Raw genomic sequence first — 14,436 nt, 5'->3', positions numbered from 1 at the left:
CCTTAGCGAAGATGGCCATATGCCCGCGGTTTGGTGAAGTAATCAATCAATGGCACCGTGATGTTGGCCAGCAAAACGGCAAAAGCCACACCGTCTGGATATCCGCCGTAAGTGCGGATGACCCATACCAGCACGCCTATCAATGCACCGTAAATAAGGCGGCCTCGATTGGTGGTGGAGGCAGTAACCGGATCGGTAGCGATAAAAAATGCCCCTAACATGGTGGCACCGGAGAACAGGTGCATCATGGGTGGCGCACAGGTTTCCGGCTTGATTAACCAACCGATCAGCGCACAAAGGGAAAGTGCCAGTAACATACTGAATGGAATGTGCCAATGGATGATTCTGCTCAGCAGCAGGAACAGGCCGCCCAGCAGGAACGCCAGGTTAATCCACTGCCAGCCCAGCCCAGCAATTATGCCGCTGAGTAACGGTTGTTGCAGGATAACTGAAGCGGAATGGCCAGAACGTAACCCGGTTTTAATCGCGTCCAGCGGTGTCGCCTGGGTGATCCCATCAACACCCTGAATAAGCTGTTGAACCGCCATGCCTGACGCATCGTGGCCGGTAAAAATGGCCAGCAAGGTATCGTGAAAACCGATGGGCACGGATTGGAATCCTGCCGGAGGAAGCCAACTGGTCATTTGTACTGGAAAAGAAATCAGCAATACCACATAGCCAATCATCGCTGGATTGAATGGGTTTTGGCCCAGACCGCCATAAAGTTGCTTTGCGATGATAATGGCAAATGCGCTACCCAGCACGATCATCCACCAAGGTGCCAATGGTGGCAAACTGATACCGAGCAATATGGCTGTCAATAATGCGGAATTATCTGTGAGCGTGCCGATGACTGGATATTTTCTGAGCGACAACACCAGGCTTTCTGCCATCAATGCCGTGACGATGGCAATCCCGATTTGAATCAGGTTTCCGTAGCCGAAAAAATGAACCTGGGTCGCTATACCGGGAATACTGGCCATGATGACCCACAGCATGATATTACGGGTTGTCTGCTGATTGTGGGTAAACGGGGAACTCGCTATTTTAAAAGCCATTTATTCCTCTTGAGACTTTTGCGATGCCTGTATGGCTTTTCGGGCTTTTACCCGTGCGATCGCGGCGGCAACCGCCGCTTTACGCGGATCAGCAAGAATACCGTCGTCATGGGGGATCGTGACGGGTTCCGCTTCTTTACGGGTAATGACCTCGCGCTGTTGAGCAACTGTTCGTGCTTTATCGCGTATGCTTTCCGTTGACGACGAACAACTGTTCTCCGCCTGATTTACCCGTGATAGGGCGTCTTCTGCGGTGTTCTTCGGTTCATCAACGCCGTTCTGAGCCTGTGCGGCTTTACGGGCTTTCACCCGGGCGATTGCGGCGGCAACCGCTATTTTACGAGGATCGGTAGTCGATGGGGGAGTTTCGTGTGACACGGCGGCCGTTGTGGCCGATGGCTGAATGTGCTGTTCAGCCTGGCGTGCTTTGGCACGCGCAATCGCCGTAGCCACAGCAGCTTTAGGCGGCGTAGTTGCGGTGTCGGTTATCGTATCGGGCGATTTTTCTGCCTGCTTTTCCCGTGCAAGTGCTTTACGTGCTTCCCGGGCTGCGATAATGGCACGGTTATCCGGTGTTTGGCCTGGCTGAATGGGGATAGCCACTTGCAGTGTTGGTGCAGTCTGTTTGTTACGAACTCTTTCCAGCGCGGCTATCACTGCCTGTTTATCTGTCGTTGGTGTGGTGGATGCAGCCTGTTTATGACGCTGTTCACGCGCTAGTTTCTCCCGTGCCAGGCGGCTCTGACGGGCTTCATAACGGGTTTTGGCTTGTGCCGCACGCTGGGCGTCCTGATCCTGCGCTCTGATTTCCGCTTTTTCCTGACGATAATACTGTACCAGTGGAATATTGCTGGGGCAGACATAAGCACAGGCACCACATTCAATACAATCGAATAGATGATGGTTACGGGCTTTTTCGTGCTCCTGACCTTGGCTGAACCAGAAGAGCTGTTGTGGCAATAACCCCGCCGGACAGGCATCTGCGCATTTGCTGCAACGAATGCAGGCGAGTTCATCTTCCGGCGGCTGAAACTCATCACTGGAGGGGGCGAGAATGCAGTTGCTGATCTTTACAACGGGAACATCCAATGCAGGCAGGGTAAAGCCCATCAACGGACCTCCCATGATTACCATCGGGCGTGCGTTATTAACATGGTATCCGGCGTGGCGCAGTAAATGTCTTACCGGTGTCCCAAGACGCGCCCAGACATTGCCGGGTTGGCGCAGGGCTTCCCCTGTCAGCGTGACGACCCGTTCAGTTAACGGTTCTCCCTCTATTACGGCGCGTTTAATCGCATATACCGTTCCAATATTTTGCATCAGTACACCGATAGAGGAGGAGTGTTTGCCGAAAGGCACCTCTTTCCCGGTCAGAATTTTTGTTAGTTGCTTGGCACCGCCGGAAGGATACTTAGTGGGAATAACCCGTATCTGAATGTTGGGATAGTTTTGCAATGCCTGTTTTAGTGCCGTGATCGCTTCCGGTTTGTTGTCCTCAATGCCCAGCAGAATGCGTTGCGGCTGTAGTAAATGATCGAGGATATCCACACCCAGCGCAATGTCATCCGCACACTCCTGCATCAGACGGTCATCCGCGGTGATGTAGGGTTCACACTCGGCGGCGTTGATAATCAGGGTTTCAATACCAGGCAACCCACCTTGTAATTTGGCGGCAGTAGGAAAACCGGCACCACCCAGTCCGGCGATACCGGCCTGATGCAAATGTGCCAATAGGGTGTCCGCGGAGGCGCGACGATAATCTGTCATAGTCTGACGCTCTCCCCAGCGGTCTTCTCCATCCGGGATAATAATAATACTGAGTTCCGACAGCCCTGACGGATGTGCCGTCATATGGTGGCGGATGGCATTAACTGTGCCTGACGTTGGTGCATGAACAGGCAGCGTTCTTCCCACGCCACGAGTCAGCGGCTGACCACGCAGTACGCTATCGCCGACGCTAACGCACAGTTCACCTTCCGGTCCGAGATGCTGTTTGAGCGGAATGATGAAATATGCCGGTAACGGAACCTGGCGTAAAGGAATTCGGCTGGACTGCGTTTTCATTTCCGGAGGATGTATTCCCCCTTCGAAGTCCCAAATTCTGTCTTTTCTGAAGGCTGAGAACAGCTTAAACATGGTTTTCTACTTGGATAAGGCGCACCGGAATGGTATTGAGATCCCATTTCCAGCTTGTTGGTGTCGGGGCGACAGGTCGTAATTCAATACAATTGGTCGGGCAGGGAGCAACACAAAGATCGCACCCAGTGCACAAATCACTGACTACCGTATGCATGGCGCGGGTACTGCCGACAATGGCATCGACCGGGCAAGCCTGAATGCACTTGGTACAGCCAATACAATTGCTTTCGTCGATCCAGGCAATTTTACGTTCGGGTTTCTGTGAGGACACCGCATCGGTTAACGGCAGTGGTTTAACATTCAGCCGCTCTGCCAGTTTCAACATCAGCGGTTCGCCGCCAGGTACGCATTTATTGATTTGCTCACCATTCAGGGCGATGGCTTGTGCATAAGGGCGACAACCAGGATAGCCACATTGACCACACTGACTTTGCGGCAGCATGTTTTCCACCTGTTCGACAATCGGATCTTCTTCTACCTTAAAATGGCGGGAAGCAAAGCCCAGAATTAACCCGGACACTAACGCCAGAGCACTTAATGCCATCATGGCTATGAAGATCGTGCTCATCAGAATTTCACCAGGCCAGTAAAGCCCATAAAGGCCAGAGACATCAACCCGGCGGTAACCAAGGCAATGGAAGCGCCGCGGAACGGCGCTGGCACATCAGCAACGGCAATACGTTCACGAATAGCAGCAAACAATACCAGCACCAGGGAGAAGCCGACTGCACCACCGAAACCATACACGGCGGACTGAAAGAAGTTGTGTGACTGGTTTACGTTGAGCAGAGCGACGCCGAGGATAGCGCAGTTGGTGGTAATCAACGGCAAGAAAATACCGAGTAGGCGATAAAGCGCCGGACTGGTTTTACGCACGGCCATCTCGGTGAACTGAACGACGACGGCGAATACCAGAATGAACGCCAGTGTCCGCAAATAGACCAAATCCAGTGGCAGCAGGATAAAGGCATTTACCAGCCAGGAAAAAATGGACGCCAGCGTCATGACAAAGGTGGTAGCCAGCCCCATCCCGATAGCGGTTTCCAGCTTTTTGGAAACCCCCATGAACGGACAGAGTCCCAGAAACTTCACCAGAACGAAGTTATTGACCAGGATGGTGCCAACAAATAAAAGTGCGTAATCGGTCATTGCAGTGCCTAAGAAATAAAACCGGCATATTATCAGGCATTGTCCGCCATTCGACAACATTACCCAATGTAGGGATATTCGGCTGAGCGATTCTTTTGAGAGAGAGAATACATCGTTTGTTGTTGAAATAAAGGTGAAAAAGCATCACGACTGCCGTCAGTGACAGCCAAAAAGAAAACCGCCAGACCTAGAGATTGTCGGAAGTAATGAAAAATAGTGGAATAGCAGTAGGTAGTAAGACACGGTTAAGCCGCAAAACAGCAGATTGATTTTGGTATGTGGACGACATGAATCAGCAATGTGAGGCACCGATAACCGATGCCTCATGATGAAAACCCCTGAATATACCGCGAGCTTATTGACTGATAATGGCCGGTTATCTTATCGGCTGCACAGTTTGTAATAGACTTCGTTCCAGCGTAGCGCATCTTTAAACGCAGACAGGCTGGTTTGATTGTCGATCACTACCAGTTCAATGTTATTGATTTCCGCGTACATCCGCAGGTAATCAAGGCTCAAGGCCTGAGTGAACACCGTATGATGCGCACCACCGGCGATAATCCAGGCTTCGGCTGCCACTTCCAGTGAGGGTTGTGCCTGCCAGATAGCTCGGGCGACGGGTAGTTTTGGCAGTGGGTGGGGCTGTTCAACCGCATCCACGGCATTCACCAGCAAGCGGAAGCGATCTCCCAGGTCAATGAGACTGGCATTCAGCGCCGCCCCTGCCGGAGCAGAGAAGATCAAGCGAGCGGGGTCCTCCTTGCCACCAATTCCCAGATGCTGGGCATCCAAAATGGGTTTTGGTTCTTTCGCTATGCTGGGGCACACTTCCAACATGTGTGATCCGACAACCAGATTGTTTCCCGGCTGGAAGTTGTAAGTGTAATCCTCCATGAACGAGGTGCCGCCGCTTAAACCGTGGGACATCACTTTCATGATGCGCAGCAGTGCTGCTGTTTTCCAGTCACCTTCGGCACCGAAACCGTAACCTTGTTGCATTAAGCGCTGAACGGCCAGACCCGGTAACTGTTTCAGACCATGCAGGTTTTCAAAGTTAGTGGTAAACGCTTTGAATCCGCCTTGATCCAGAAAACGTTTCATCCCCAGTTCGATGCGTGCGGCATTTAACAGATTCTGGCGTTTTGGACCATGTAGTTGCACGGCGTTCGTCAGGGTATAGGTCGTTTCATACTCTTCAATCAGGGCATCAATATCCCCTTGGCCGACATCGTCTATCACTCCGACCAGATCACCCAGTCCCCAGGCGCTGACGGAGTAACCAAACTGAATCTGTGCACCAACTTTATCCCCTTCGGTCACCGCAACTTCACGCATGTTGTCGCCAAAACGGGCCAGTTTCAGTTGTTTGCTTTCCTGAATAGCGGACGCGACACGCATCCATTGGGCAATACGTTCGTGAGCGGCTTTATCTTTCCAGTAACCGACGATGACCTGATGCGCCTGACGCATACGGGCACCAATGAAACCAAATTCCCGACCTCCGTGCGCGGTCTGGTTCAGGTTCATAAAGTCCATATCCATGGTATCCCACGGAATTTCGGCGTTGAACTGGGTATGGAACTGCAACAAGGGTTTGTTCAGAATACTTAGACCACCAATCCACATCTTGGCGGGAGAGAAGGTGTGCAGCCAGGTTAACAAACCGATACAGTTGTCCTGATAATTGGCATCACGGCATAACGCAGTGATTTCATCCGGGGTTTTGACTAGCGGTTTAAGCACCAGTTTAACCGGTAGTGCGGCGTCCCTGTTCAGGCCGTTTACCACTTTTTCGGCGTTTTCTTTTACCTGACGTAAAGTTTCCGGGCCATAAAGATGCTGGCTGCCAATAACAAACCAGACCTCAAGCTGCTTAAAGTGATCCATGATAACTCCTGTTTCTTATCCCAGAGGGAGATGTAATCGTCTATATACGGTTGTTGGCTGACTAGGCCCCGGGTTTTGATGTGGCGCGGTAAGCGGGTTCAGCCATTTGGCACCACTGTTGATAACGTTCATACAACTGCTGGTAACGGGCTACACGGTATTTGTCTGGTGTCAATGTTCGCTCGATGCTGCTGGCCATATGACGTTGAGCCGTTGGAATATCGGCATGAATGCCAGCGGCTACGGCGGCAAAAATAGCGGCACCCAGAGCACAGCATTGATCGGAAGAGACAATCTGCAATGGCCGGTTCATAACATCGGTACAGACCTGCATGATGGTGGGTGATTTACGGGCAATGCCGCCTAATGCCAGAATGTTCTCTACCGGGATGCCTTGTGATTCAAAGCATTCCATAATGGCGCGTGCACCGAAGGCGGTCGCGGCGATAAAACCGCCAAACAGTGTAGGGGCGTCAGTGCCCAGATTCAGATCGGTAATAACACCTTTCAGTCGCTGATTGGCAAAAGGGGTGCGGCGACCGTTAAACCAGTCGAGCACAATCGGTAGATGATCCAGTGTCGGATTAGCTGCCCAATCTTGGGTAAGGCGCTCCAGTAGTTTGGACTGGGTCGCTTCCATCTGGGCCGTTAATTCAGGATGATCTTTAGCTGCCTGTTGCAGTGACCAACCCAGTAATCGACCAAACCAGGCATACATATCACCGAAAGCGGATTGACCGGCTTCCAGCCCGATATAACCTGGCACCACGCTGCCATCGACCTGGCCGCAGATGCCAGCGATGGTCTTTTCACCCACTGTAGCTTCATCCGCGATTAAAATATCGCAAGTAGACGTGCCAATGACTTTAACCAGTGTGTAAGGTTGGGCGCCAGCACCTACCGTGCCGACATGGCAGTCAAATGCCCCGCCGGAAAGCATCACTGTTTCCGGGACGCCCAGGCGTTGCGCCCATTCTGGCGTGATTTTCCCCACAGGGAGATCGGCAGTCCAGGTATCGGTAAACAGCGGGTATTGCAGTCGTTCTGTCAGGCAGGGATCCAACGCTTCCAGAAAGGCTTTTGGCGGAACGCCACCCCAGTCAGGATGCCAGAGTGACTTGTGTCCAGCACTGCAACGTCCACGGCGGATGTGTTGTGGCGCTGTGGTTCCCGACAGTAACGCGGGTACCCAATCGCACAGTTCAATCCAGGAAACCGCAGCCTGCCGTACGTTAGGGTCTTGCCGAGAAACATGTAGAATCTTGGCCCAAAACCACTCCGATGAGTAAACACCACCGATGTAACGGCTATAGTCCGGGAACTGTCCGCTACGGCACAAACGGTTGATTTCTTCCGCTTCTTCTATTGCTGTGTGATCTTTCCACAACACAAACATGGCATTGGGATTTTCGGCAAACTCTGGATGCAGAGCCAGAATCTCGCCTTGTTCATCGATCGGCGCAGGCGTTGAGCCGGTCGAGTCCACACCGATACCTACAATCTGCTGACGCTGAACCACGGAAAGCCGTGATACCACCACACGAATGGCCTGTTCCAATGATTCTATGTAATCCAAAGGATGATGGCGAAATTGGTTATTGGCAGGCTGGCAATACTGTCCCAGGCGCCAGCGCGGATAATAGATAACTTCTGTTTCGAGCTCGTGCCCGCTTTGACAGTCGACGGCTAAGGCACGTACTGAGTCGCTGCCAAAGTCGAGACCAATGGTAATCGCACCCGCACTCATCTTTCTGCTCCCGTTAATTCTATTTTAACTGTTAGTTACGATAGACAGGACGTCGGCATGACGTGAGGAGCCGTTAGCTAGATGTATGCATTTTTCTGTCACTACTAATCATTTTGTGACGTCTGTCAAAAGTTAACGCTAGGTTAAATTCGCTAAATGTATGCATAAACCAGCTGTAGTTCTCTTCTGTGATAACGCTCTCCATTCTTGGTGAAGATAACAGCTAAAACAAACAGCGTCTGAGCGATGCTGAATATCTCAACCTCAATAAATCAGTGCATTTTTACGTTGTTCAGACCGACGTTACCTTACTAATAACGCTTACACACTTTAAATCATTGAAGTGTTATAGAGAAAAAAACAGCGGAGAAGACCATGCATAAATTCACTAAAGCGCTAGCGGTGATTGGACTGACAGCAATTATGTCACAATCAGCTATAGCGGAAACTCTGAAATTGGGTTTTCTGGTCAAGCAACCCGAAGAGCCCTGGTTTCAGACCGAATGGAGGTTTGCTGATAAGGCTGGCAAGGATCTTGGTTTTGAAGTCATCAAGATTGCTGTACCGGATGGTGAAAAAACCCTGAATGCCATCGACAGCCTGGCAGCCAATGGAGCGAAAGGTTTCGTTATCTGTACTCCTGATCCGAGACTGGGCCCTGCGATTGTGGCGAAAGCTCGTGGCTATGGACTGAAAGTGATCGCTGTTGATGATCAGTTTGTCAACGCTGAAGGCAAACCGATGACCAATGTTCCGCTGGTCATGATGGCAGCCACCAAAATTGGTGAACGTCAGGGCCAGGAACTGTGGAAAGAGATGAATAAACGTGGCTGGAAAATATCAGACACGGCGGTTATGGCCATTACAGACGATGAACTTGATACGGCCCGCCGTCGTACCACCGGGTCGATGGATGCTCTGAAAGCCGCCGGTTTCCCGGCAAAACAGATTTATCAGGTTCCGACCAAATCCAACGACATCCCTGGGGCATTTGATGCCGGGAACTCAATGTTGGTACAGCATCCTGAAGTGAAAAACTGGCTGATAGTCGGGATGAATGACAATACGGTCCTGGGTGGCGTGCGCGCGACTGAAGGGCAAGGCTTCAAGCCCGAGAATGTCATTGGTATCGGGATCAATGGTGTGGATGCGATCAACGAACTTTCCAAAGATAAAGCTACCGGTTTCTACGGTTCTCTGCTGCCGAGCCCGGACATCCACGGCTACAAGAGTATTCAGATGCTGTTTAACTGGGTGACTAAAGGTATAGAGCCGCCGAAATTCACCGAAGTGACGGACGTGGTGTTAATTACGCGCAAGAACTTTAGAGCCGAATTGAAGAAGAAAGGCCTGATGTAATCAGAGACAGGATGGTATGACACCAACGCTGGCAGGCAAAACGCCAGTGTTGGTGTCAAGACCGTTGATCAACGGATTATAACAATACTAAAAAACCCGATCCGTAACCGAAGGGCTGCCGTGTTTGCCCGACAAGGGTAATCACAGGCATTAACCATGAGGAAGCCGAAATGACAGCACAGTCACCCTATTTATCGTTTCACGGGATTAGTAAAAACTTTCCCGGTGTTAAGGCGCTGGACGATATCAGTTTTTCCTGCCATGCAGGACAAATCCATGCGTTGATGGGTGAAAACGGCGCTGGAAAGTCAACGCTGTTGAAAATTCTGAGCGGTAACTATACCCCGTCACAGGGAGAAATCCGTATTAAGGGCGAGCCTGTCCATTTTAATAACACCATGGAGGCGCTAAACGCCGGTGTGGCGATCATTTATCAGGAATTGCATCTGATACCGACGATGACAGTCGCAGAAAATATTTATCTGGGACAATTACCCCATAAAGGCGGAATAGTGAATTACTCCCTGTTGCGCTATGAAGCTAAACTACAATTGCAACATCTGGGGTTGGATATTGATCCTGATACACCGATGAAATATCTCTCCATCGGCCAATGGCAGATGGTGGAAATCGCCAAAGCGTTGGCCAGAAACGCCAAAATCATTGCCTTTGACGAACCGACCAGCTCGTTATCTGCCCGCGAAATTGAACAATTATTCCGGGTGATCCGTGAGTTGCGTAGTGAGGGACGGGTCATCCTGTATGTTTCACATCGTATGGAAGAGATCTTTACGCTCAGCGATGCCATTACTGTGTTCAAGGATGGCCGTTATGTAAAAACGTTCGAAGATACACGGCAGGCCAATCATGATTTGCTGGTAAAGGCCATGGTGGGCCGTAATCTTGGTGATATCTATGGGTATGAATCTCGGGAACATGGTGAAGAACGTCTGACCCTGCATGAGGTAAAAGCTGAAGGAGTGAAATCCCCCATATCGTTCAGTGTGCGCAGTGGCGAAGTTGTCGGGTTGTTCGGGCTGGTTGGGGCGGGCCGCAGTGAGTTAATGAAAGGACTGTTTGGCGCTACGCAAATTACCGGAGGAGAAGTGTTGCTGGATGGGAAACCGACCCGAATTACCTCACCGATTGATGCCATTAGCCTGGGGCTGATGCTTTGCCCGGAAGATCGTAAGGCGGACGGTATCATCCCGGTACATTCGGTGCGCGATAACATCAATATCAGTGCGCGGCGTAAAAGCGTGAAGAGTGGTTTTCTTATTAATAACCGCTGGGAAGCCGAAAATGCAGATCAGCAAATCAAAGCGCTGAATATTAAAACACCGTCACCAGAACAGTTGATCATGAATCTTTCCGGCGGTAATCAGCAAAAGGTCATTTTGGGCCGCTGGCTGTCGGAAGAGATGCGCGTCATCATGCTTGATGAACCGACCCGCGGTATCGACGTGGGAGCGAAGCATGAAATTTATCACGTCATTTATACGCTGGCCAAGCAAGGGATCGCGGTCCTGTTTGCTTCCAGTGACTTACCTGAAGTGCTTGGATTAGCGGATCGCATTGTTGTGATGCGTGAAGGTGCCGTTTCCGGTGAACTCTTGCACGATGAGGCCAGCGAACAGAAAGTATTGAGCCTGGCGATGTTACAAACCCCTGCTATTGAGTCCGCGGTTGCTTAACCGCAAAGGAGCATAATAATGTCAACGGTTACGTCTACCACACCCGAGAAGAACAACAAGAGTGGCATCGGAATGTCCCGCATCTGGGATAACTACGGCATGCTAGTGGTTTTTGCAGTGTTATTTATTGCGTGTAGTGTGTTTGTTCCCAATTTTGGATCGTTTATTAACATGAAAGGACTGGGGCTGGCGGTTTCCATGTCCGGCATGGTGTCGTGCGGTATGTTGTTTTGCCTGGCTTCCGGTGATTTCGACCTGTCGGTTGCCTCGATAATTGCTTGCGCCGGGGTAACCACTGCCGTGGTGATCAACCTCAGCGGCAGTTTATTGGTAGGTATCGCGGCGGGCTTGTTGCTGGGTGTAGCATTCGGTCTGTTGAACGGTTTTGTTATCGCCAGACTGAAAATTAATGCATTGATCACCACCCTGGCGACGATGCAGATCGTGCGTGGTCTCGCATACATTATTTCTGATGGTAGAGCAGTAGGGATCGAAAATGAACATTTCTTCGCGCTTGGCTATACCAATTGGTTAGGGCTGCCAGCGCCTATTTGGATTACTGTCGGCTGTATGATCATATTTGGATTGCTGCTTAATAAAACCACATTTGGTCGTAATACACTGGCCATTGGTGGTAATGAAGAAGCGTCCCGTCTGGCCGGTGTCCCCGTCGTGCGTACCAAAATCATTATTTTTGGTTTGTCAGGGCTGGTTTCTGCGGCGGCTGGTATTATTTTGGCATCCCGCATGACCAGTGGTCAACCAATGACCTCTATCGGTTATGAGTTAACTGTTATTTCCGCTTGCGTATTGGGTGGGGTGTCGTTAAAAGGGGGGATTGGCAAGATTTCCTATGTGGTCGCCGGGGTCATGATTCTGGGAACAGTAGAAAATGCCATGAACCTGCTGAACATTTCGCCGTTTTCCCAGTATGTGGTGCGCGGTTTGATTCTGCTGGTGGCAGTAATCTTTGACCGTTATAAACAAGTATTATCGAAAAAGGTAGCATAGCTGTTGTCAGGTTAATGACTAATAGCACTGACGCCGCCGACAGCACTCTAAATGCTGTCGGCGTTGCCAGTTCCCTTTTACCCGGTACGGGAGGCTTAATGTATCACCGTATGGCACATGAATTTCAGTCCAATCCGTTGCTACCCGGCTACTCGTTTAACGCGTATCTGGTGGCGGGGTTAACACCGATATTGGCAGGTGGGCCGTTGGATTTTTTTATCGATCGTCCAGACGGCATGAAAGGATACATCATTAACCTGACCATTAAAGGGCAGGGAAAAGTGCTGGATGGCGATAATACGTTCTATTGCAATTCTGGCGACCTGCTCTTGTTCCCACCCAAATCGCGTCATTATTATGGACGTTCACCTGATAATGACTGCTGGTATCATCGTTGGGTTTATTTTCGTCCCCGGGCTTACTGGACGGATTGGCTGGAATGGCACAGCAAGAGTTGCGATGTTGGACGATTGAGCCTGCCGGCGCACCTGTTAAAAGAGTTTGACCAGCTATTCGCCAGTATTGAGCAAACCCATCAGTCTGGACGGCGTTTTTCGGAAGAACTGGCGATGAATCTGCTAGAGCGGTTATTGTTACGTGCGATGGAGGAAGACCCGCTCAGTCCGCAAAGAATCATGGATCCTCGAGTGATCGAAGCTTGTCAGTTTATTACCAGTAATCTGTCGGATGAATTGAGAATTGATGAAGTTGCCCGGCATGTTTGTCTGTCGCCGTCACGGTTGGCGCATTTGTTCCGCGAACAGGTGGGAATCAATATATTGCGTTGGCGTGAAGATCAGCGCGTCATCCGTGCCAAGCTTCTGTTGCAGACGACGCAGGAATCCATTGCCAACATCGGTCGGGTAGTAGGATATGACGATCAGCTCTATTTCTCCCGTGTTTTCCGTAAACGTGTGGGTGTCAGCCCAAGTGATTTTCGCCGCCGCAACAGTGAAATTAATCATCTGTCAGAGAAGATCACCGTCGCCGCTAACTGGGAAGTGGATGAGACTAAAGGGGTTCGGGTGGTAACAACATGATAGAACTATCTGATAAATAAATTTTTATAGAAACATAAGTATCCCCCTAGATATCAAAAATGCGGGAAAACACAATCGAATAAGTCCTGGTGTTTTTGCCTACGTGATTTGATCCGCCTGGAACAGATTTGAATGTTGCTTACAGTGAATTCCAAAAAACATGCCTTAGCCGGGCAGTGATGCCGATACCTGCAACTTGAAAGATGACAGGTATATACTGAGGTCTCATGACCGTAAATAAGAACCTGTCGGGCAGGTTCTCAGGCTAAGGGGAATTTTTATGGCTGATACTATTCGTGTTGGGTTACTGGGCTATGGTTATGCGAGTAAAACGTTTCATGCGCCGTTAATTGCCGCAACACCCGGCATGGAACTGGCGGCGATTTCCAGCAGTGATGCCAGCAAAGTCCATACTGATTGGCCAGCGATGCGGGTTGTGCCTGATCCGCAAATACTGCTCAACGATCCTGATATTGATTTAATCGTCATTCCAACCCCTAACGATACGCACTTTCCATTGGCCAAGCAGGCACTGGAAGCGGGTAAACATGTCGTGGTAGATAAACCCTTTACCGTGACGTTGTCACAAGCCTATGAACTGAATCTGTTGGCAGAACATGTCGGCAAGTTACTCTCGGTGTTTCACAATCGCCGCTGGGACAGCGATTTTTTGACGCTGAAGAGTTTGCTGCACACCCGAATTCTGGGGGATGTCATCTACATGGAATCCCATTTTGACCGCTATCGCCCGGAAATACGGCAACGCTGGCGTGAAGATGGTAGTGAGGGCAGCGGCATCTGGTACGATTTAGGTCCTCATGTGCTGGATCAGGCACTGCAACTGTTTGGTATGCCAGTAGCGATTCAGGCGGATATGGCCCAGTTACGTCCAGGTGGTAAGTCCATCGACTATTTTCATGCCACGCTGATTTATCCGCAACGTCGTGTCGTATTGCATGCCAGTATGCTGGCGGCGGCAGAATCGGCTCGTTACATCATTCATGGTTCCCACGGTAGTTATGTGAAGTACGGGCTGGATCCGCAGGAAGCCCGTCTGAAAGCGGGTGAGCGCCCAGAGGCACACGCAGATTGGGGGCAAGATAAACGCGATGGCGTGCTAACGTTATACCGTGATGGTACTGTTACTGAACAGAACGTACCTACCATACCGGGTAACTATCCAGCTTATTACGCAGCGGTGAGCGGTGCGCTACTTGGAAAAGGGGAAAACCCGGTCCCGATATACCAGGCTATCAAAGTGATGGAGTTAATTGAGCTGGGATTGATTTCCTATGAACAGAAAAAAACGGTTACGCTTAAAAATAGCTAGCGATTCTGCTTTTTATTGTCGA

The 14,436-nt window shown here is 50.5% G+C and carries 11 protein-coding genes; 5 read left to right on the top strand and 6 right to left on the bottom strand.

All coding sequences use genetic code 11. The features are described 5' to 3' along the window. Window positions 1–2 precede the first annotated feature (2 nt). From rsxD to CWC46_RS13740, 6 genes are all read right to left on the bottom strand, one after another. On the bottom strand, window positions 3–1,058 hold the full coding sequence (gene rsxD / locus CWC46_RS13765; RefSeq protein WP_021015986.1) for an electron transport complex subunit RsxD: 1,056 nt from the start codon (window positions 1,056–1,058) through the stop codon (window positions 3–5). Then, a complete protein-coding gene (gene rsxC / locus CWC46_RS13760) occupies window positions 1,059–3,194 on the bottom strand; it encodes an electron transport complex subunit RsxC (RefSeq protein WP_021015987.1) in 2,136 nt (711 codons plus the stop codon). It abuts the gene before it with no gap. After that, on the bottom strand, window positions 3,187–3,765 hold the full coding sequence (rsxB, locus tag CWC46_RS13755; protein ID WP_021015988.1) for an electron transport complex subunit RsxB: 579 nt from the start codon (window positions 3,763–3,765) through the stop codon (window positions 3,187–3,189). The genes rsxC and rsxB overlap by 8 nt, the downstream gene beginning before the upstream one ends. After that, entirely contained in the window at window positions 3,765–4,346 is a 582-nt protein-coding gene (rsxA, locus tag CWC46_RS13750) for an electron transport complex subunit RsxA (protein ID WP_021015989.1), read from the bottom strand. The genes rsxB and rsxA overlap by 1 nt, the downstream gene beginning before the upstream one ends. A 381-nt stretch (window positions 4,347–4,727) precedes the next feature. Continuing rightward, window positions 4,728–6,233: an L-arabinose isomerase gene (gene araA, locus CWC46_RS13745; RefSeq protein WP_021015990.1), complete on the bottom strand. Its 1,506-nt coding sequence runs from the start codon at window positions 6,231–6,233 to the stop codon at window positions 4,728–4,730. Window positions 6,234–6,294: 61 nt separating this feature from the next. Then, a complete protein-coding gene (locus CWC46_RS13740) occupies window positions 6,295–7,980 on the bottom strand; it encodes a ribulokinase (RefSeq protein ID WP_021015991.1) in 1,686 nt (561 codons plus the stop codon). Window positions 7,981–8,355: 375 nt separating this feature from the next. Here CWC46_RS13740 and CWC46_RS13735 point away from each other — a divergent pair, with 375 nt between their 5' ends. The 5 genes from CWC46_RS13735 to CWC46_RS13715 all read left to right on the top strand — a co-directional run bounded on the left by CWC46_RS13735 (window position 8,356) and on the right by CWC46_RS13715 (window position 14,414). Then, complete coding sequence (locus tag CWC46_RS13735; protein ID WP_021015992.1) at window positions 8,356–9,339, top strand: arabinose ABC transporter substrate-binding protein; 984 nt, start codon at window positions 8,356–8,358, stop codon at window positions 9,337–9,339. A gap of 170 nt (window positions 9,340–9,509) precedes the next feature. Beyond that, window positions 9,510–11,033 (top strand): L-arabinose ABC transporter ATP-binding protein AraG, encoded by a 1,524-nt coding sequence (gene araG, locus CWC46_RS13730; RefSeq protein WP_021015993.1) that lies wholly within the window; start codon window positions 9,510–9,512, stop codon window positions 11,031–11,033. An 18-nt stretch (window positions 11,034–11,051) separates the two neighbouring features. Next, window positions 11,052–12,044 carry an L-arabinose ABC transporter permease AraH gene (gene araH, locus CWC46_RS13725; RefSeq protein ID WP_021015994.1) on the top strand — a complete coding sequence of 331 codons (993 nt, stop codon included), beginning with the start codon at window positions 11,052–11,054 and terminating at the stop codon, window positions 12,042–12,044. 98 nt (window positions 12,045–12,142) lie between these two features. Next, window positions 12,143–13,084: an arabinose operon transcriptional regulator AraC gene (araC, locus tag CWC46_RS13720; protein ID WP_021015995.1), complete on the top strand. Its 942-nt coding sequence runs from the start codon at window positions 12,143–12,145 to the stop codon at window positions 13,082–13,084. A gap of 280 nt (window positions 13,085–13,364) precedes the next feature. Further along, window positions 13,365–14,414 (top strand): oxidoreductase, encoded by a 1,050-nt coding sequence (locus CWC46_RS13715; protein ID WP_021015996.1) that lies wholly within the window; start codon window positions 13,365–13,367, stop codon window positions 14,412–14,414. The last annotated feature ends 22 nt before the right edge of the window (window positions 14,415–14,436 follow it).

Source organism: Prodigiosinella confusarubida, assembly GCF_002847015.1.
GTDB lineage: Bacteria > Pseudomonadota > Gammaproteobacteria > Enterobacterales > Enterobacteriaceae > Prodigiosinella > Prodigiosinella aquatilis.
This window is presented reverse-complemented; position numbering and strand designations above follow the sequence as displayed.